Here is an 18836-nt window from a genome sequence, read left to right on the forward strand (position 1 = left end):
CGTCCTCACCTGTCCGGGGACCAGTTGCTGATGATCCTGCGTCTCTTGCCGGACGCGACCTCCCCGGGGTCCTGGAAGGAGGCGAACGGCGTGCCGGTCGAGCCGCTCGTCGCCGCGCGACGGAGCTTGCCGTGGGCGTGGGCGGAGGAACCGAACTCGTCGAGGCGCTCGCGGATGACGTTCTTGTCGGTCACCGGGAAGGACGCCAGGTCGTCGGGGCCGCAGCCCGCGAAGTCACGGGTCGTCGTGGCCGCGTGCACGAGGAGGTCGCGGAGACGGCGGGCATGGAGCTCGGCGCTCGCGGGATCCCCGGGCCGTGCCAGGTTCCTGGTGATCTCCTCGACCGCCGTCCTCGTCCGTGACGCGCGGGCGGTGTCGACGAGCCGGAAGGCGGTCTGCCTTGCGGAGACGGACAGCGTCACGAGCCCTCCTCGACGTTCTCCAGCTCCCCGACGACCCGCACGTCCTGGTACTTCGCCACGGTCAGCGACGTCCGGTACTCCAGCAGAGCGGGATCAGCTTCTCCACGGAGGGACTGGAGCATGTACCGAGGGACGTTCGCGCCCGCGGCGTGGCAGAACGGGTAGCCGCCCCCGAAACGGGGGTTGATGTCGATGACGTGCAGAGCGCCGTCGGCGGTGCGGATGATGTCGATGTCGACGAGCCCGCGCGGACGGATGAGGTCGCCCAGGCGAGTGACCGTCTCGACGAAGGGGTCGGGATCGACGGTCACCGCCTTGTCGGTCTCCCCGGCCCGCATCTGGAGCTTGCGGCGGGCGAGGACGGCGGCCAGCGCAGGAGCAGCGGACGTCAGGGAGAAGACCCCGTCCACGCCGTACTCATCGCCGGGCACACGCTGTTGGACGACGACGCGAGCGTCCGGCGGCAGGTCGGGGACCGGGTCGTTGTCGGCGGCAGGGAGCTCTGCGAGGGACCCCGCGACGGCGGCGTCGAGCTGGCTCAGCGTGGCGAACCGGAGCCCGGAGGAGCCGCTGCCGAAGCGGTGCTTGACGACGTACTCGCTCACCGTGCCGTCCGCCGAATCGCGCAGCTCGTCGAGGTCGGCGGCCAGCCACGTGGGGGGAGTGCTTACCCCTGCCGCGGCGAGAGCCTGACTCATGGCGAGCTTGTCCGAGAGGTTCCGCTGCGCCTGGCGGCTGGGGACCAGGACATGGCTGCCGTACTCCTCGAGCCGGGAGCCGAGGCCGCGCGACAGCAGATCGATCTCGAAGTCGTTGAGCGGGACGAAGAGGTCGGGCCGTACGGCCGCGAACAGCTCGAGCATCCGCTTCGCGTAGGCGGGATCGGCGTAGGGCGGCATCCACACCGAGCGGTGGGCGAGCCCGAAGCTCGGGCTCGTCACGTCGTTCTCGGTCACGATGACCTCGCCGGGGAGGCCGAGGTCCGCGAGAGCCGCCATGAACCAGCTGACGAGGTACGTGCGACGGCCAGCCGAGCCGATGACGATCTTGACGTCCCTCATCGCACGGCCGCCGTCATCTTGAACTTCACCTCTCCTGGGACGTCTCCGGTGACCTGGAAGCCGAAGCGCTCGTACAGCCGGACGGCGGAGGTGTTTTTGGCCTTGACCTCCAGGCGCACTTCGGTGAGGCCGAGCCGCTGCGCCTCCCTGAGCAGGTGGACCATGGTGAGACGACCGACGCCCTTCCCGTGCATCTCGGGTGCCACGTAGAGGTAGAGGGAGGCGGTGGCGTCGGAGATGTCGGTGAACCCGAACATGGACACGGTCGAGCCGTCCTGCGAGAGGCAGACGAAGTCGGCTCTGGTCTCATCCTCGGCTGCCTTCCGGAACCATGCGACGGTGTCGTCGAGAGCCGCCTGGAAAGAGATGGTGATGCCCGCACGCACCCGTGGGTCGTTGAGCCACTCGACCCTGGTGGGGAGGTGCTCCTCGCCGAGCGGCACGCAGGTGATGGGCTGGCCCGAGCCCATGAACTCGCTCATCGTTGCCTGTCCCTCAGCCGCGATCCCACTGCGCTGGAAGACGGTCTTGATCGTCGCCACCACGATGGACAGGTCGAGCGCCAAGGACATGGAGTCGACGTACTCGATGTCCAGGTCGAGCCGCTCCTCCCACGTCAGTGCGTTCCGACCCCGTACCTGCGCGAGCCCGGTGAGGCCGGGCCGGACGTCGTGGCGCCGGGCGTGCCGGCGGCTGTAGCGGGGGAGGTAGGTGGTCCGCAGGGGCCGGGGGCCCACGAGGCTCATGTCCCCGCGGACGACGTTGAGGAGAGTGGGCAGCTCGTCGAGGCTCGTGGAGCGCAGCCAGTGTCCGAACGGGGTGATGCGCTGCTCGTTCGTGACGAGGCCGCGGGACGGGTCCGGCTCGAGCATCGTCCGGAACTTCACGAGCTGGAAGATGTGGCCGTCCTTGCCGGGACGGTCCTGGCGGAAGAGCACCGGGCGCCCGAGCTTGGCCCGCACCAGCGCTGCGACGGCAAGCTGCACCGGAGCGCTGACGAGGAGGGCCGCGCCACCGACGGCCAAGTCGAGGGCACGCTTCACGCGGTCGTAGCTCACGGCGCTCACCGGTCCGCCACGCTGGCGCTGGCCCGACCGAGGAAGGGCGCGACCGAGTCGAGGGCACGCGCGGCGGTGGACTCCTCGTGTGCGGACCCGCTGGGGAGGGAGAGGCCACAGGTGAACAGGTCCTCGCTCGTGCCGTTCGGGCTCCCCAGCCGGTACTTGCCTCGGTAGAACTTGAGCAGGGCGCCCACCGCGAGCTGTGTCAGGCACGCCAGCGCGGCGTACAGGAACACGGTGTTCCACTGCTCGATGCTGAGATAGAAGTCGTAACGAGTACCAACGATAAGAGCGACGGCGATGCACCACGCGGCGCAGTCCCACAACCCCACTAGGCTCCGTCGAGCCGGTGTCCCCCCGGACAAGTAGTTCCCCCTCTTGGCGTGCCTTGGACCCCTAATGGAGCGAAATGCATACCGACGCCTGGAGGGCGTCAGTCCTCAAGCAGCATACGGGACACACCCGTTGCCCACTGCCTGCCGGGTGACCGGCTGCGTGATCTGGAGCGTCCACGCCCAGGCCTGCCATCGTTGGCAGTGCCAGGGCGAGGTGTAGACGCCTGTGTCTCAGCGGGTGTCGTGCGTGTGGAGGAGGACGCGGTGCGGCGGTCGAGGCCGCGCGCCGCGAGAGCGACGATCGCGAGCCCTCCGAGCAACGGGAGACGGGTAAGAGTGCGAGTGACGAAGACGTGCCAGCCGTTCCAGGCGAGGTCGGCGATCGCCCCACCGAACGTTGCCCAGACAGCGAGCCGCACGAGGGCGACACGGTCGGCGCCGGCGCCCGCGGCCGCGAGGCGCACGCGGCGGTCGATGAAATTGCAGAGCCATGCGAGCACCGGGGCGGCGAGGAGGATCCCGAGGAGGCCGAAGTTGTAGACCGCCTCACCGGCGGCAGTCGCAGCGACCGAGAATCCGGAGCCGTAGCGCTCGGGAGCGTAGAACGCGACGAGCTCGTAGCCGAGTGCCTGCGGGGCGTTGGGAAGCCAGCCGGCGGGCAGGAACGAGAGCGGCACGCTGAGGAGGTTCCAGCCCCACGCGAGTGGCCACCCCTGCGCCTGCTCCTCGAGGAGTCGAGCGAAGGCGATGACGGGAACGAGCATCGACTCCAGGCCAGTGCGTCCAGCACTGGCGCCGTAGGCGATGCTCTCCTGGTAGTCGAGGCGGTACTGCGCGAGGACGTACAGAGCGAGAGGGACGCCGAGGATCGCCAGACGCTTGAGTGCTCTCCTCGGCCAGGTCATCGTGGCGACGATCCCGACCGCGCACACGAGCGCGACGATGCGGAGCCGACCGCCCCCCGTGTGGAAGACCTCGGTGTAGGCCAGGACTGCGAGCAGGACCGCCGCTGTCTGCCACGACACGATCCTGATCGTCGGCCGGTAGATGAGCCCGACGGTCAGGGCCACGGTGGCCGCAAACGCAGCAGACTCCGTGAGTCCCCGGAAACTGGAGGTGAGGCCGGCCCACTCCGCAGCGACGAGCACGAGCAGCAGGCCAGCACCCCAACGCGTCATCCAGCTGCTCACCTCCCTGGCGGGGAACTGAGGGGCAGGCACCGGGCGTCGTCGCCAGCCGGTGAACGCCGTGAGCACCTGCAGGGTGAGCCCGGCCAGGATGGCGAGGCCGAGATACTCGGCGGTGACTCGGTTGTCCTCGGTGACGGCGTGGTAGATGCCGGGGAAGCCGACGAAGAGCGCCAGGGCGACGTTGGCGAGGCCGAGGATGGTCACCTGCCCGCCGCCGTGGCCGAGGAACACTCGTACACCGAAGGCGACGCTGGTCGCGCCGGCGGCGATGTTGAGGTTCTGGCTGTCGGGGACGAAGCTCTTCGCGAGCGCGAGACCGGCGACGAGTATCAGCCAGGCGGCGCACTCGATGGCGCGGCCTGACACTGGTGCACGCTGTGCCCCCTCCACCTGCACGATGCTAGAGGGTGGAATGAGGGCCGGATAGTCGGTGTCACCGGCGGGCGCTCGGCGGCGCTCTCGGTGCGCGCCTCTTGCTCGTGGGCTTCACGTGTACTCTGCGGAACGCACGCGATGCCGCCTCTGGGAGCGCGCCGGTCCGATCCGGTAAGCCCGAGGTGGCCAGTTGGAGGGGGAGCGAAATGACTGTAGATCTTGCTGTCGTCGGCCTGGGATACGTGGGTCTACCGTTGGTGTTCGAGGCGGTGCACGCCGGATTGTCGGTGCGCGGCTACGACGTGAACCAGGGTGTGGTCGACGGCCTCAACGGTGGCGTCTCGCACATCGACGACCTGTCGGACGAGCAGATCGCCGACCTGGTCTCGCGCGGCTTCTCCGCGACGACCGATCCGGCGGTCCTGGCCGAGGCCAAGCACGTCGTCATCTGTGTCCCGACCCCGCTTGGCGAGGACGGTGGACCGGACCTGGCGGCGGTCCGAGCCGCGGTGGCTGACATCGCCCGTCACCTGCAGCCAGGGCAGGTCGTCATCCTCGAGTCGACGACGTACCCGGGCACGACTGAGGAGATCGTCCAGCCGATGCTGGAGGCCGGCGGCCTCAAGGCGGGCAGCGACTTCCACCTCGCGTTCTCGCCCGAGCGGATCGACCCGGGCAACCAGTCATTCGGCGCGAAGAACACCCCGAAGGTCGTGGGAGGCGTGACGCCCGAGTCCACCGAGGCAGCCGCCGAGTTCTACGGCAGCGTCGTGGACACGGTGGTGCGGACCAAGGGGACCCGCGAGGCCGAGATGGCCAAGCTGCTCGAGAACACCTACCGCCACATCAACATCGCGCTGGTCAACGAGATGGCCCGGTTCTGCCACGAGCTGGGCATCGACCTGTGGGACGTCATCGACGCCGCGAAGACCAAGCCGTTCGGCTTCCAGGCCTTCTACCCCGGCCCGGGCGTCGGCGGGCACTGCATCCCGATCGACCCGAACTACCTGTCGTACAACGTCCGCGCTCGCCTGGGCTACCCCTTCCGTTTCGTGGAGCTCGCCCAGGAGATCAACGCGACGATGCCGTCCTACGTGGTCAACCGGGCGCAGGACATCCTCAACGAGGACGGCAAGGCGCTCCGGGGCGCGACCGTTCTCCTGCTCGGTGTGACGTACAAGCCGAACATCGCCGACCAGCGCGAGTCCCCGGCCGTGCCGGTGGCCAAGCACCTGGCGGACAAGGGCGCCACCGTGACCTTCCACGACCCGCACGTACAGGCGTGGCACGCCAACGGCACCTCCGTGGAGCGCGTCCCCGACCTGGAGCAGGCCGTGGCCGAGGCGGACCTCGTCATGCTGCTGCAGCACCACCGCGACTACGACGTCGAGGCGCTCGCCGCCGGCGCGAAGCGCTTCTTCGACACGCGGGGCGTGGCTTCCGAGGGCGAGACGGTGTCGCGCCTGTGACCGCCGTCGCCAAGGTGCTGTGGACCTCGGGATGAGACTCGACCTATCGGATCGCCGATCGTGTCCCGCGGGGTCCCTTCGCAGCCGCAGCGCTTGCACCAGCCGTCGTCCTCATCGGCCACCACCCGGCAGACCAGCACCGCCCGCTCGGGCTCCAGGCGCTGCCGAGGACCCCCAGGCCGAGGTCATCCAGGCCGGCGAACGTGGTCAGGTCAGGGCAGTCGAAGGTAGCGTCAGGCACGTCGAGGTCTTCCCGGCGGGCCGGCGGGCAGCGTCAGAACTCCCATCATGGGGAGACCTGGACCTCTACGTAGGACCTGGTATTGCCGACCCCGTTCGGTAGGTTGAGATACTGATGCAGGTCTACTATCTCCGAATGTGTTCCTTCTGATCTAGAGACTCTGCGGCAACAGTGTGCCTCCCCTCTGTGGGGCGAGGGGTCGCTCGATTATGATTCGTGCCCTAGTTTAGGAACATGATGCGCGATCCGCGCTGGTACTCCGTACGCAACCTGCCCGGCAGGTATGTTGTGTGTCACAACTGAGCCTGCGCCGATAAATGCGCGTTCGCCAACCCTTCTACCCTGGAGGACCGTCGCATTCGCTCCGATTGTCACTCCTTCGGCTATGACGCAGCGTCCTGATACGGCGCCCTGCGGGTATACAGATGAGAATGCACCAAGCGTTGTGTCATGGCCGACCGCGGCGTTGATGTGGACGTGCGTGTGTGCACCAAGTCGTATGTTGGTGGTGAGGCGGGCGCCGGCGCAGATGATCGTCCCGTCGGCGATGTAGACGTCTTGACCGATGGTCGCCGACGGGTGCACCAGCGTCATCGGCCTCAAGCCTTGCCGACTGAGTCGCTCGTGGATGGTCGAGCGGACGACCGGATCGGCTATCCCGATCGCGAAACGCGCGCCGTTGATCGAGTCGGGCGGCTTCTGGGTAGTCCCGAGGTACCGCGCCCCGAGCGACGCTAGTCGGCTGAGGTCGCGTTCGGAGGGGGAGTCGTCAAGGACCCCGAGGAAGTCGATCGAATCGCCAGAGGAGCAGGCAGCGTTCACGACATCGAGCACCTCGCGCCCGAAGCCTCCGGCACCGACCGTGACAAGTCGTTCAGGCATCGGCAATGTCCCTGGCGGTGCCCTGGAAGGGTGTCATCGTAGCTGCGCCTTCGGCGGAGATGCCGGTTCGCCTGACGACGGCAGTGACGGTTGCCGCAAGGATGCGGAGGTCGAGCAGTGCCGACCGGTGCTGGACGTACTGCGCGTCCAGCTCCAGCCGGTCCTCCCAGCTGAGCGCGTTGCGTCCGTTGACCTGCGCGAGGCCGGTCAGGCCGGGGCGGACCTCGTGCCGGGTGGCTTGCCGCGCGGTGTAGAGCGGTAGGTACTCCGGGAGGAGCGGCCTGGGGCCCACGAGGCTCATGTCGCCTTTGAGGACGTTCCAGAACGTCGGGAGCTCGTCCAGGCTCGTTGACCTCAGGGCGCGCCCGAGTCTGGTCAGTCGGTCGGCGTCCTCGGACCGGGTCGGCGACGGAGCGTGCATGGTCCGGAACTTGACGAGGGTGAAGAGCTCTCCGTGGAGCCCAGGGCGCCGCTGCCGGAAGAGCACCGGCCGGCCTAGGGTGGCCGCGATCAGCAGGGCGACGGCGCCTTGGAGGGGAGCCGTCAGCGCGAGCGCGAGGAGCGCGCCGACGATGTCAAGGACTCTCTTGGCGCGGTCCTTACCGTGCATGCCCGGAACCTTCGACATAGGCGGAGCTTCCGACATACTCCGTGACCGCTCGAACGATGCTGTCGAACTGTTCGTCCGACAGAGACGAGCCGCTCGGGAGCGAGATGCCGGCGTTGAAGTAGCCCTCGCTCTGTCCGGTTACGTAGCTGACCGCGTCACGGAACACCGGCTGGAGGTGCATGGGCTTCCAGAGCGGTCGTGCCTCGATGTTGAGAGCTGCGAGATGTTCCTGCAGACCGCGGGCGGACCATCCGGCCCTCTGCGGGTCAACGAGGATCGAGGTCAGCCAGAAGTTGTCCCTGGTGCTCCCGCCCGTCGCCCCATCCTCCCCACCGAAGATCTCCGTCCCCGGGATCTGCTCGAACAGCTCGCGGTAGCGACGTCGCCAGGTGCGCCGTCGTTCGATCATCTCGTCCAGCCGGGCGAGCTGGGCGCGGCCGAGAGCCGCCAGGATGTTCGACAGGCGGTAGTTGTACCCGATGTCGGTGTGCTCGTAGTGCACGACCGGTTGACGCGCCTGCGTGGAGAGGTACCGCACGTGCTGGGCGAGCTCGGCGTCGTCGGTGACGAGCATCCCGCCGCCGGACGTCGTCATGATCTTGTTGCCGTTGAAGGAGATCGCGGCGGCCAGGCCCGCACCACCGGCTGGCCGTCCGCCGCGCACCGCGCCGAGCGACTCGGCCGCGTCCGAGATCACCGGGATGCCGTGCAATGCAGCGATGCTCTCGATGGAGTCGTAGTCGGCCACCTTGCCGAGCAGGTCGACCGGGATGATGGCGGAGACTTTATGGCCTTGTGCGAGCTGGTCCTCGAGGGCCTGCCGCAGGAGCTCCGGGTCCATGTTGCCGGTCGTGTCGCAGTCGACGAACACCGGTGACGCCCCGGTGTAGACGATTGCGTTCGCCGTCGCCGCGAACGTCATGGTCGACGTCAGCACCACCGTGCCCGGGCCGACGCCCAGCGCGAGCAGGGCGAGGTGCAGCGCGGCCGTGCCGGAGGACAGTGCGACGGCGTGCGCCCGTCCGGTGTACTCGGCCATCTCCCGCTCGAAGGCCTCGACCTCCGGGCCGAGCGGGGCGATCCAGCCGGACCGCATGGCCCGGATGACCGCTGCCTCCTCCTCGGCGCCGACGTCCGGGGATGAGAGGTAGATGCGCTCGGTGCTCACTGGATAGGTGCTTCCTTCCCCCTGGCCGCGCTGCTGGCGTTCCAGAGCTGTTCGAGAGTAGCCGCGTCGTCGGCGCGCAGCAGTGCCGGCTCCAGGGGCGGGACAGCGACGTGCGTGATCAGCGGGTGGTGCCGGCGCTCGCCCGACTCCTCCGGGCCGAAGAGCTCCTCGTGCATCTTCTCGTTGGGCCGCAGCCCGGTGAAGACGATGTCGATGTCCTTCCCGGACTGGGCGATGAGCCGCTCCGCGACGTCGAGGATCTTGACCGGCTCGCCCATGTCGAGGACCAGGACCTCGCCGTCGCTGCCGATGGCGCCGGCCTGGATGACGAGCTCGCACGCCTCCGGGATCGTCATGAAGTACCGGGTGATCTCCGGGTGGGTCACCGTCACCGGCCCGCCCTGGTGGATCTGCTCGCGGAAGGTGTGCAGCATCGAGCCGCGGCTGCCGAGCACGTTGCCGAACCGCACGGACAGGTACGTCCCGGCGGCGTGGTGGCCGTACCAGGCGGTCAGCCGCTCGGCCTGCCGCTTGGTCCGGCCCAGCGCCGACGTCGGGTTCGCCGCCTTGTCCGTGGAGATGTTGACGAAGTGGTCGACGCCGAACTCGGCCGCGAGGTCGAGCACATTCAGCGTCCCGAGGACGTTGGTCTTCCGGCCCTCCTCCGGGTACTGCTCCAGCATCGGCAGGTGCTTGAGGGCGGCCGCGTGGAACACCACCTGCGGCCGGTGCCGGTCGAAGACCGTCCGCAGCGCCTCCTTGTCCCGGATGTCCGCGAGCACCATGTCCGGGGTGTCCAGCAGGGCCTTGCCGTAGAGGGACAGCTGGACGCCGTGCAGGGCCGTCTCGTCCCGGTCGAGCAGGACGAGGGCCTCGGGGCCCAGCCGGTGCACCTGGCGGGCCAGCTCGGAGCCGATGGAGCCGCCGGCGCCGGTGATGAGCACGCGCCGGCCGGTGATGTACCCGGCGATCGACTCGATGTCGGTGCTGATCTGGTGACGGCCGAGGATGTCGGCGATGTCGAGCTCGCGGACGTCGCTCAGGCGCACCCGCCCGCCGAGCATGTCGCCGAGCGGCGGCAGCAGGAGGAACTTCATCCCGGCCCGCTCGACCAGGTCGGAGACCTCGCGCACCATCTCCGCGCTCGCCGAGGAGACCGCGAGGACGACGGTGGTGACGCCGCGCTCCTTCGCCCGCTCCACGAGGTTCGTGCGGTTGCCCACCACTGGTACCCCGAGGAGGTTGAGGTTGCGCTTCGTCCGGTCGTCGTCGATGAGGCCGACGACCCGGAACGGCGAGGAGGTGTCCGTCCGAATGAGGCGGATGAGCTGGTAGCCGGCGTCGCCGGCCCCGTAGACGAACGTGTTCTCGGCGGACTCGCTCGGCTTGCGCCCGCGGAAGAACCACGCGCGGTACGCCCACCGGCCGGCGGCCATGAACAGCAGCGCCATCGGCGGGACGAGCACCGCGATCCCCCGCGGGAACTCGTCGAAGACGTGGAGGGTGAGGAAGGCCACGCCCAGCACGATTGCGACGACGGCGGTCGCGGCGGTGAGGCCGACCGTCTCGTCGAAGCTGCCGACGCGGTAGCGGCCGAGGTAGTTCTTGAGCACCATCCCGGCGACGATCTGCAGGCAGCAGGCCGCCGCCGCGTAGAGCGCGAGCGAGGACCACTGCTCGTCGCTCAGCGAGAACTCGTACCGGGCCCCCACGATGAGTGCGAGGGCCGCCAGCCAGCTCGCAAGGTCCCACATCACCATCGTCACGCGGCGTGTCACTGGACGCTTCAGCACCAGCTTCCCCCTTCTGACGCCCCCCGGCATCAGTCCCCCGATATCAGCCCGCACGGTACCGGAACCAACACGTGTCCGGGCAATCGTCTTCTATCACGGACACGTCCGGCACCACGACGGCGCGCGGCACGGGAAGCTGTGACCGCAAGGGCGGGTGAGGCGCGGGGGCCGGAGGACGAGGGGGGAGCGTCTGCCGTTCGGCCCTGGACGGGTGGCGGGCCGCCGTTCCGCTCCGCGCGGCCGTGCCCGGCACTACCCTGAGCGCAGGTGTCAGCCGGCCCGCCGTCGTCATCAGCGACGGGAGGCCCCCGCTGATCCCGCCGTCGTCGGGGACGAGCAGCGCACCGCGGAGGGCAGGTGGTCCCGTGACGCAGGACGTGGAGCAGCGCGGGCCGGCCTGGGCGGAACCGGCCGGTCCACCGGACCGCCGACGGCGCCGCGCCCGGGCCGCGCTCCTCATCGCCCTGGCGATACTGCTCGTGCTCGCCGGCGCGGGCGTCGCCGGCACGGCGTACCTGCAGCACCGGGTCGACGCCGCGCTGGAGAAGATCGACGACCCGTTCGCCGCGCTGCCCGCCCGGCCCACGCCGTCGGCCGAGAATCGCGCCGAGGCGGCCGCCGAGGCGGGCCGGGCCGACCCGGTGAACGTCCTGGTGCTCGGCTCGGACTCGCGGATCTCCGCCGGGGACCCGAGCGCGTGGGCGGCGGGGGCCCAGCGCACCGACGCCCTGATGGTCGCCCAGCTGGCCGGGACGCGGGAGCACGCCTACGTCATGTCCATCCCGCGCGACGCCTGGGTGGACGTACCCGGGCACGGGATGAACAAGATCAACGCGGCGTTCTCCTTCGGCGGGCCGACGCTGCTCATCCAGACCGTGGAGCAGCTCACCGGCATCCCGATCGACCACTTCGCCGTCGCGGACTTCGAGTCCTTCGTCGCGCTGACCGACGAGCTCGGCGGGGTGGAGATGAAGCTGCGCAGCCCGCTGGAGGCCGGCGGGGAGACGCTGGGCCCGGGCGAGCACCGGCTCACCGGCGAGCAGGCCCTGGCCTACGTGCGGGAGCGCTACGACCTGCCCCGCGGCGACTTCGACCGGGTCCAGCGCCAGCAGTACTGGATGCGGCGGATGCTGCAGCAGGCCGACCGGGAGGGCAAGCTGGCCAACCCGCTGGCGGTGGCCGACCTGCTCACCGTGGTGAGCCGCGGGGTGAGCGTGGACGAGGGGTTCACGGTGGCGGAGATGCGGAACCTGCTGCTCTCCATGCGGGACCTGCGCATCGAGAACGTGCAGTACCTCACCGCGCCGTACACCGGCACCGGCCGCAGCCCGGACGGGCAGTCCATCGTCCTGCTCAACGAGGGGCTCTTCCGGGGGCTGGCCGAAGCGTTCGCCACCGACACGGTCGGGGAGTACCTGCGCAGCCACGACGGTGCGGTCGAGACGCTGGGGTGGTCGGTGCCGGACTGAGCAGGGCGGGTTCGCCGGGTGTGGTGCCGGACCGAGCGGGGCGGTTCACCGGGTGGGCGCGGTGGGTCGGACCTCACAGCGCCTGTGAGGTCCCCCAGGCGAACCGGACATCCCACGCCGGCGCCGGGGGACGGCTTGTCGCCAGCCGCCAACGGTCCGGGGCTCCTCCCGGTCGGGACGCCGCGCCCGGCGGCACCTGGCGCGCGCCGGCGGTCCTTCCTCGTTACGGTGGCAGGACGCCCGGCGAACCGGACGCCAACTGCTGAATAGGTAGGCCGAGGATGGTCCCGGAGGCCTGCCGACGACGGCGGGACGGTGCACAGCGCGGCACCGCCACCGGAAAGGGGTCCCGTGGACATTATCGCGCAGGCGGCCGCGGAGCCGGCGCAGCGCATCGACGCACGGTGGGTCGACTTCCTCCTCATCGCGGTCTACTTCGCCTTCGTGCTCGGCATCGGCGCCGCCGCCCGGCGCCGGGTGTCCAGCTCGATCGACTTCTTCCTCTCCGGCCGGTCGCTGCCCGCCTGGGTGACCGGCCTGGCCTTCATCTCGGCGAACCTGGGTGCCGTCGAGATCATGGGCATGTCCGCCAACGGGGCCGAGTACGGCCTGCCGACCGTCCACTACTTCTGGATCGGCGCCATCCCGGCCATGCTGTTCCTCGGCGTGGTGATGATGCCGTTCTACTACGGCTCGAAGGTGCGCTCGGTGCCGGAGTTCATGCTCCGCCGGTTCGGCGTGGGCGCGCACCTGGTGAACTCGCTGAGCTTCGCCCTGGCCCAGCTGCTCATCGCCGGGGTGAACCTGTTCCTGCTGGGCAAGATCATCAACGCCCTGCTCGGGCTGCCGCTGTGGGTCGCCCTGGTGGTGGCGGCCGCCGTCGTGCTCAGCTACATCACCCTCGGCGGGCTGTCCGCGGCGATCTACAACGAGGTGCTGCAGTTCTTCGTCATCGTCGCCAGCCTGCTGCCGCTGACCCTCATCGGCCTGCACCGGGTGGGCGGCTGGAACGGGCTGGTGGAGCGGGTGACCGACTCCCCGGGCGGTGGGGAGCAGCTGCACTCCTGGCCCGGCGAGGCGCTGACCGGGTTCGACTCCCCGGTGCTGTCCGTGGTCGGGATCGTCTTCGGCCTGGGCTTCGTGCTGTCCTTCGGGTACTGGACGACCAACTTCGTGGAGGTCCAGCGGGCGATGGCCTCGGACTCCATCACCTCCGCCCGCAAGACGCCGATTATCGGCGCCTTCCCGAAGATGTTCGTGCCGTTCATCGTCATCATCCCCGGCATGATCGCCGCGGTGCTGGTCAACGAGCTGGCCGAGTTCAAGCAGGTCTCGGCGGCCGGCGGGGACGCCTCCGCCATGGGGATCGACTACAACGACTCCCTCCTGCTGCTCATGCGGGAGGTGCTGCCCAACGGCCTGCTGGGCGTGGCCATCGCCGGGCTGCTGGCCGCGTTCATGGCCGGCATGGCCGCGAACGTCTCGGCGTTCAACACGGTCTTTACCCAGGACCTGTGGCAGGAGTACGTGGTCAAGGGCCGCGAGGACGCCTACTACGTGCGGGCGGGGCGCATCGCGACGATCGTCGCGTGCCTCGTGGCGATCTTCACCGCGCTGATCGCCTCGAACTACGAGAACCTGATGGACTACCTGCAGACCCTGTTCGGGTTCTTCAACGCCCCGCTGTTCGCCACGTTCATCCTCGGGATGTTCTGGAAGAAGATGACCCCGGCGGCCGGCTGGTCCGGGCTCGTGCTGGGCACCGCGGCCGCGGTGACCGTGTTCCTGCTGAACCAGACCGGGGTGTTCACCCTGCCCGGCCAGGGCGCGGCGTTCATGGCGGCGGGCGCGGCCTTCGTCGTCGACATCGTGGTCAGTGTGGTGGTCTCCATGGTTACCCGGCCCAAGCCGGAGGCCGAGCTGGTGGGCTTCGTGTACTCCCTGACGCCGCGGGAGAACCTGGTGGACGTCCGGGCGGCCCGGCTGTCCTGGTACCAGCGCCCGGTGCCGCTCGCCGGCGTCGCGCTGGTGCTCGTCATCGCCCTCAACATCGTGTTCGCCTGAGCTTCAGACAAGGAACTGCCATGGCCGACAAGACCCAGCCAGCCCAGACCGGCCGGACCGGCCGGAACCGGAAGCGTGCGGGGGCGTTCGACATCCGCAACGTGATCGGCGCGCTCATCGGCATCTATGGGGTCGTGCTGCTTGCGATGGGCCTCTTCGGCGACCCCGAGCTGGAGAAGACCGGCGGGGTCAACGCCAACGCCATCACCGGGATCGCGATGCTCGTCGCCGCGGTGGTCTTCTTCCTGTGGGCGCGGCTGCGGCCGTTGGCCGTGCCGCAGGAGCCGCGGGAGGAGGAGGGCTGAGTCTGTGCTGGTCGCCGTGAGGGCCGCTAACGGGCGGGTGAGGACGTGCGAGCGTCCGCAGGGCTCCCGGTCCCGACCGGATGCTGCACACGGCGAGGCGTGGTCCGCGAGCGCACGTTCCGGCCCGGCCGCCTGCGGGGGCGGCGTCGCACGTCAGCGCGCGGGATCGGCACCGGCAGGCTGGTTGCCGCACGATTCGTGTGCACCATGCCGGAGCCCAACGAAGACCGTCGAAGCGCTCCGCGTATCCCTGGCGCAGGTCTACCTCGTCGTGTTCCTGGCGCAGGTCTACCGCGTCGTATCCCTGGCACAGGTCTACCTCGTGCGGTGCCCCCAGCCGCCGCTCCGGGGCAGTCGCTGAACCGCCTCAGGCACCGGTGAGCACGGGGTGCTCCGGCGTGGAGCAAGGCATCGCACCGCCCTTGGGGTGTGCGGTCAGCGCTGGCTCTGCGACCGGCTCTGCTCGTACGCGCTGATCGCGTCGATCCGGCGCTGGTGCCGCGGGTCGGCGGAGAACGGTTCGGCCAGGAATGTGGCGACGAAGGAGATGATCTCTTCCGGCGTGTGCTGACGGGCCCCGACGGCAATGACGTTGGCGTTGTTGTGCGCCCTTGCAAGCATCGCGGTTTCCCGGTTCCACACGAGGGCGGCGCGAACACCGTCCACCCGGTTGGCGGCCATCTGCTCACCGTTGCCGGAGCCGCCAAGAACGATTCCCAGGGCGTCGCCGTCTGCCGCTGCCGCCTCGGCCGCAGAGATGCATGGCGTTGGATAGTCGTCGTCTGGGTCGAGCTCGTAGGCGCCGTGGTCGATGACGTCGTGGCCTGTCTTCTCCAACCACTCGACGAGAAGGCCCTTCGTCTCGAAACCTGCATGGTCTGTTCCCACGTGAACGCGCATGGCCTAACCGGCTCCCTTCTTCTTTGCGGGCGGATGTCGCTCAGGCGAGCACTCGTGGCGCGACGGGCGTCACTGGTGCCTGACCGGAGAGTACGCGCTCGACGTTCTCGAGAGCGAGCAGGCACATTCGGTCCCTCGTTCGGTCGCCGGCGCTGGCGATGTGCGGCGTGAGGACGACGTTGTCGAGACCTAGCAGCTCGGGGTTGACCTGGGGCTCACCTTCGAAGGTGTCGATAGCGGCGCCCCGAAGCGCGCCGGTGCGGAGAGCCTGTATGAGCGCGGACTCGTCGACGACGCCCCCTCGGGCAACGTTGACGAGGTAGGCATCGGGCTTCATCTTGGCGAGGGTCTCTGCGTTCATCAGGTGATGGGTGGAGGGCAGAAGCGGGACGTGCAGCGAGACGACGTCACTCGTGGCGAGCACCTCGTGGAGAGGGAGCATGGAGACGTCGTCCTGGAAATCTCCGGGCACGCCGTGAGGGTCGTACGCGACAACGTCCATGCTGAACGCCTTCGCCCGTCGGGCCACCGCGCGGCCGATTCGTCCCAAGCCCACGATCCCGAGACGCGCACCGCCGCTGATGTCGAGACCGACGAGCATCCGTGGACCCCAGACCCAGGGAGTCTGGGAGCGGACGAAGCGGTCGGCCTCAGTGACTCGCCGCGCAAGGTCGAGGATCAGCGCGAACGTGTGGTCTGCGGTTGCGTCGTCGAGCACTCCGGGTGTGTTCGTGACTGTCACCCCGCGGCGGTCTGCTTCCTCGACGTCGATGTTGTCGTAGCCGACGGCGACGTTGGCGACCACCTTGAGACACGGCCCGGCTGCGTCGAAGAACTGGGCATCGATCCGCTCGGTAAGCGTCACGACGGCGGCATCCGTACCACGCACCTTGCTGAGGAGCTGGTCCCGGCTCGGTGGGGCCTCGTCGCCGACGTCGAGGTCCCAGTCGGAACCTCTGAGCGTGTCCATCGCTCGTTCGGTCAGTAGCCGGGCCACGTAGATCCGCTTCGACGTCACGTCATTCTCCTTGCTCCCAGCGGTAGCGGGGTGCTCTCGAGCGAGCGGTCGGCAAGAGGTTTCGGCATCTCGCAGCCCACCACAGCTTCCCACTGGGCCCGGTACTCGTCCCAACGTCGTTCCACCGTCTCCTTCCAGGCCCGGCGTGGCAGGACTGGGCGGGATGACGGGCACGTCGGCCGTACGCCTTCGATCGTCTCCGCGCACATGGCGGCAGCTCCGATCGACGGCAGATGGCTCTCATCGAGAACCTGGATTGTCGATTGCAGGACGTCTGCCAAGATGTGCGGCAGCACCACATCCGAACCGAACGCTCCGGAGAGCAGGATCTCGCCCTGCTCAGGGACGACACAGCTCTCGATGATCAGGCGGTCGGCGAACAGCACCCCTTCGACCACGCCACGTGCTGCGACCTCCGGTGCAGTGCTCGGTAGCAGACCGAGGAGTGCGGTGCGCGGCTTGTCGAGCCAGAGGGGGCCACGCTCGGGCACGACGTGCGGGATGAAGATCGGGGCGCCCTGGAGGACGTCCTTCGGCTTGGCCTTCCAGGCGTCCTCGATCAGGCTCTGCACTGCCCCGCCGGCCATGCCGTATCCGAGGAGCTGGGCTCCCATGGCGAGGGCGTCGCCGCCGTTCGTGACGCCGTTGATCAGCCACTGGCCCTGGCGCACGTCAGCGCGCTGGAGCACTTTGGCACGGTCGTCCGGCCGGGCGACGACGTTCGCGAGAACGTGGGTCGTTCCCATGATGAACAGTGGCGCGCCGCCCGGTCTTGAACCGAGCAGGTAGGAGGCGGCCGGCGTGTCCGCCGACCCCACTATCACCGGGATGCCGGCCGGCAGGCCGAGTGTGTCGGCGACGAACGACCGTAGTGATCCCAGCACAGACAACGATGGCCTGATCGGCGGAAGCAGCTCGCGGGGGATGCCGAGCCGGTCGACGAGGGCGCCGTTCCAGTCCCAGGAGCCGTCGGTGGAGGCAAAGATTCCGGTGTACGAGGCTTGGGTCGGGTCCAAACCTCGCTCACCGGTCAGCCACTGGCCCAGCCAGCTTCCCACCAGACCAAGCGTGTCGGCCTGGGAGAGGGCCTCGGGCTCCTGCTTGCGAAAGAACGCGTGAGCCACAGCCATGAAGGTCGAGGGTGAGATGTGGTTGCCGCTGAGGCGATCGTCCTCCTCCGAGCGCAGCGGCTCGAGCTCCGCCAGGATGCCCGGCAGGGCGGGGTGGTCCCATGTGAGGCCAGGCGCGAGCGGTTCACCGTCGCCGTCATACAGCAGCGCCGTCGGGCAGTGTGCCGCGAGCCCGACCGCAGAGGCGTCGGCCGCCGCAGGGCCGAGTGCGCGGCATGCCTCCTTGACGCTCCCGACCCAGGCGACCGGATCGGCGCGGCCGACCGCCAGCTTCCGGGACGCGGGGTGCGGAGCTCGTGACCGGGCGAGAACCCTCCCCTCTGGGGTGATCACCGCCGCCTTGGTCGCGGTCGTCCCGACATCGATCCCGATGTATGTGCTCATCGTTGAGCTCCTCACTCCGTATGACGGTCAGGCAAGCAGCTTTGCTGCCTCGGAGGGGGTCTCGCCGCCGTGGATGACGGCCTTCAGCGCTGCCACCATCTTTCCGGGGTGCTGTGCCTGCCAGACGTTGCGGCCGCAGGTCATCCCGCGCCCACCAGCCTCCACGACGGCCGCCGCCTGCTCAAGGACGTTGATGGGGCTCTTGGCTGGGGCGCCACCTGCGGCGACGACGATGGCCGGCGTGCCGTCAACCACCCTCTTGAACTCCGCGGCGGAGCCCGTGTACCAGGTCTTGACGATGTCGGTCCCGAGCTCGGCGGCGGCACGGGAGGCGTAGAGCACCGACTCCGTCGTGCCCTTCCGGTCGCCCCACATCTCGCCGCTGGGGTAGGCGTGGCAGACAACTGGGAAGCCCCACGAGTGAGCCTCCTCGACCACCGTGCTGAGCATCTCGAGCATCTGGACCTGAACGGACGAGCCGGCCGAGATGCCGACCGCAACGGCATCGGCCCCGAGCCGGATCGCATCCTGCACCGAGGCGATGGTGGCGTCGTAGGTGGGGTGGAAGTCGACGGAGAACGTCGACGCCTTCAGGATCCACGGTACCGGGGCCGGATTGCCGGCGAAGAGGTGTCCGGCGATGCCCTTGGTGATGGTCACCGCGTCAGGCTCGCCCTGGGCGACCATCGCAAAGGTCTCGGTCATCGAGGCAAGCTGCGGTGCCACGCCGCGCGGCACGGCCTGGTCCAGTGCCACCGTGCAGGTACGGCCATCGGCACCGAACAGGCGGCGCAGTCGGATCTCTCTGCCGAGGGCAGAGGTCGTACCGGAAGCAGTGATCTCGAAGGCGGATCCGGCGGCTCCGGACTTGGCGGTCTCGACCGGGGCAATGAGGGTAGACATGCTGCTCCTTGGTGTTGTGGTGCGGAAGCTTGCGGGTCCGGTAGTCGCGGTCCCTG

The 18836-nt window shown here is 69.1% G+C and carries 17 protein-coding genes and 1 pseudogene; 4 read left to right on the top strand and 14 right to left on the bottom strand.

Features of this window, described 5'->3' with window-relative positions; all coding sequences use genetic code 11:
• Nucleotides 1–5: 5 nt before the first annotated feature.
• The 5 genes from MF406_RS03635 to MF406_RS03660 all read right to left on the bottom strand — a co-directional run bounded on the left by MF406_RS03635 (nt 6) and on the right by MF406_RS03660 (nt 4435).
• Nucleotides 6–422, bottom strand: a complete 417-nt coding sequence (locus MF406_RS03635; protein ID WP_242896647.1) for a hypothetical protein — start codon at nt 420–422, stop codon at nt 6–8.
• Nucleotides 419–1483 carry an ATP-grasp domain-containing protein gene (locus MF406_RS03640; protein ID WP_242896648.1) on the bottom strand — a complete coding sequence of 355 codons (1065 nt, stop codon included), beginning with the start codon at nt 1481–1483 and terminating at the stop codon, nt 419–421. Before MF406_RS03640 ends, MF406_RS03635 begins: the two co-directional genes overlap by 4 nt.
• Nucleotides 1480–2550 carry a GNAT family N-acetyltransferase gene (locus tag MF406_RS18850; protein ID WP_305852985.1) on the bottom strand — a complete coding sequence of 357 codons (1071 nt, stop codon included), beginning with the start codon at nt 2548–2550 and terminating at the stop codon, nt 1480–1482. The genes MF406_RS03640 and MF406_RS18850 overlap by 4 nt, the downstream gene beginning before the upstream one ends.
• Nucleotides 2547–2876 (bottom strand): hypothetical protein, encoded by a 330-nt coding sequence (locus tag MF406_RS03655; protein WP_242896649.1) that lies wholly within the window; start codon nt 2874–2876, stop codon nt 2547–2549. The genes MF406_RS18850 and MF406_RS03655 overlap by 4 nt, the downstream gene beginning before the upstream one ends.
• A gap of 101 nt (nt 2877–2977) precedes the next feature.
• Nucleotides 2978–4435, bottom strand: coding sequence for a hypothetical protein (locus tag MF406_RS03660; protein ID WP_242896650.1), 1458 nt, complete (start codon nt 4433–4435; stop codon nt 2978–2980).
• Nucleotides 4436–4650: 215 nt separating this feature from the next.
• On the opposite strand from MF406_RS03660, the gene MF406_RS03665 reads away from it, so the two are divergent.
• Complete coding sequence (locus MF406_RS03665) at nt 4651–5913, top strand: nucleotide sugar dehydrogenase (protein WP_242896651.1); 1263 nt, start codon at nt 4651–4653, stop codon at nt 5911–5913.
• Nucleotides 5914–5969: 56 nt separating this feature from the next.
• Here the strand turns inward: MF406_RS03665 and MF406_RS03670 are convergent.
• From MF406_RS03670 to MF406_RS03690, 5 genes and pseudogenes are all read right to left on the bottom strand, one after another.
• A pseudogene (locus MF406_RS03670) lies at nt 5970–6154 on the bottom strand (ISL3 family transposase); the annotation flags it as partial.
• Between the two features lie 207 nt (nt 6155–6361).
• Complete coding sequence (locus tag MF406_RS03675) at nt 6362–7036, bottom strand: acetyltransferase (protein WP_242896652.1); 675 nt, start codon at nt 7034–7036, stop codon at nt 6362–6364.
• Nucleotides 7029–7646, bottom strand: coding sequence for a sugar transferase (locus tag MF406_RS03680; protein ID WP_242896653.1), 618 nt, complete (start codon nt 7644–7646; stop codon nt 7029–7031). The genes MF406_RS03675 and MF406_RS03680 overlap by 8 nt, the downstream gene beginning before the upstream one ends.
• Complete coding sequence (locus MF406_RS03685; RefSeq protein WP_242896654.1) at nt 7636–8814, bottom strand: DegT/DnrJ/EryC1/StrS aminotransferase family protein; 1179 nt, start codon at nt 8812–8814, stop codon at nt 7636–7638. The genes MF406_RS03680 and MF406_RS03685 overlap by 11 nt, the downstream gene beginning before the upstream one ends.
• A complete protein-coding gene (locus MF406_RS03690; protein ID WP_242896655.1) occupies nt 8811–10607 on the bottom strand; it encodes a nucleoside-diphosphate sugar epimerase/dehydratase in 1797 nt (598 codons plus the stop codon). The genes MF406_RS03685 and MF406_RS03690 overlap by 4 nt, the downstream gene beginning before the upstream one ends.
• 365 nt (nt 10608–10972) lie before the next feature.
• On the opposite strand from MF406_RS03690, the gene MF406_RS03695 reads away from it, so the two are divergent.
• From MF406_RS03695 to MF406_RS03705, 3 genes are all read left to right on the top strand, one after another.
• Nucleotides 10973–12076, top strand: coding sequence for an LCP family protein (locus MF406_RS03695; RefSeq protein WP_242896656.1), 1104 nt, complete (start codon nt 10973–10975; stop codon nt 12074–12076).
• A gap of 351 nt (nt 12077–12427) precedes the next feature.
• The gene (locus MF406_RS03700; RefSeq protein WP_242896657.1) at nt 12428–14140 is read left to right on the top strand and encodes a sodium:solute symporter family protein; all 1713 of its coding nucleotides are present in this window, start codon (nt 12428–12430) and stop codon (nt 14138–14140) included.
• A gap of 20 nt (nt 14141–14160) precedes the next feature.
• Complete coding sequence (locus tag MF406_RS03705; protein WP_242896658.1) at nt 14161–14445, top strand: hypothetical protein; 285 nt, start codon at nt 14161–14163, stop codon at nt 14443–14445.
• A 435-nt stretch (nt 14446–14880) separates the two neighbouring features.
• On the opposite strand, the gene MF406_RS03710 is transcribed toward MF406_RS03705, so the two are convergent.
• Genes MF406_RS03710 through MF406_RS03725 form a run of 4 tightly spaced genes read right to left on the bottom strand, consistent with a single transcriptional unit; the run spans nt 14881 to nt 18780 of the window.
• Entirely contained in the window at nt 14881–15345 is a 465-nt protein-coding gene (locus tag MF406_RS03710) for a ribose-5-phosphate isomerase (protein WP_242896659.1), read from the bottom strand.
• Nucleotides 15346–15385: 40 nt separating this feature from the next.
• Nucleotides 15386–16363, bottom strand: coding sequence for a D-glycerate dehydrogenase (locus MF406_RS03715; protein WP_242896660.1), 978 nt, complete (start codon nt 16361–16363; stop codon nt 15386–15388).
• Entirely contained in the window at nt 16360–17877 is a 1518-nt protein-coding gene (locus tag MF406_RS03720) for an FGGY-family carbohydrate kinase (RefSeq protein ID WP_242896661.1), read from the bottom strand. Before MF406_RS03720 ends, MF406_RS03715 begins: the two co-directional genes overlap by 4 nt.
• 27 nt (nt 17878–17904) lie before the next feature.
• Nucleotides 17905–18780: a class I fructose-bisphosphate aldolase gene (locus tag MF406_RS03725; protein ID WP_242896662.1), complete on the bottom strand. Its 876-nt coding sequence runs from the start codon at nt 18778–18780 to the stop codon at nt 17905–17907.
• Nucleotides 18781–18836: the final 56 nt, after the last annotated feature.

This window comes from Georgenia sp. TF02-10 (genome assembly GCF_022759505.1).
Classification (GTDB): Bacteria; Actinomycetota; Actinomycetes; order Actinomycetales; family Actinomycetaceae; genus TF02-10.

What these genes read in the sequence shown, in the direction of transcription:
- MF406_RS03640 (WP_242896648.1), bottom strand. Translation starts at nt 1,483, where the DNA reads ATGAGGGACGTCAAGATCGTCATCGGCTCGGCTGGCCGTCGCACGTAC.
- MF406_RS03665 (WP_242896651.1), top strand. Translation starts at nt 4,651, where the DNA reads ATGACTGTAGATCTTGCTGTCGTCGGCCTGGGATACGTGGGTCTACCG.
- MF406_RS03705 (WP_242896658.1), top strand. Translation starts at nt 14,161, where the DNA reads ATGGCCGACAAGACCCAGCCAGCCCAGACCGGCCGGACCGGCCGGAAC.
- MF406_RS03725 (WP_242896662.1), bottom strand. Translation starts at nt 18,780, where the DNA reads ATGTCTACCCTCATTGCCCCGGTCGAGACCGCCAAGTCCGGAGCCGCC.
- MF406_RS03675 (WP_242896652.1), bottom strand. Translation starts at nt 7,036, where the DNA reads ATGCCTGAACGACTTGTCACGGTCGGTGCCGGAGGCTTCGGGCGCGAG.
- MF406_RS03720 (WP_242896661.1), bottom strand. Translation starts at nt 17,877, where the DNA reads ATGAGCACATACATCGGGATCGATGTCGGGACGACCGCGACCAAGGCG.
- MF406_RS03710 (WP_242896659.1), bottom strand. Translation starts at nt 15,345, where the DNA reads ATGCGCGTTCACGTGGGAACAGACCATGCAGGTTTCGAGACGAAGGGC.
- MF406_RS03680 (WP_242896653.1), bottom strand. Translation starts at nt 7,646, where the DNA reads ATGCACGGTAAGGACCGCGCCAAGAGAGTCCTTGACATCGTCGGCGCG.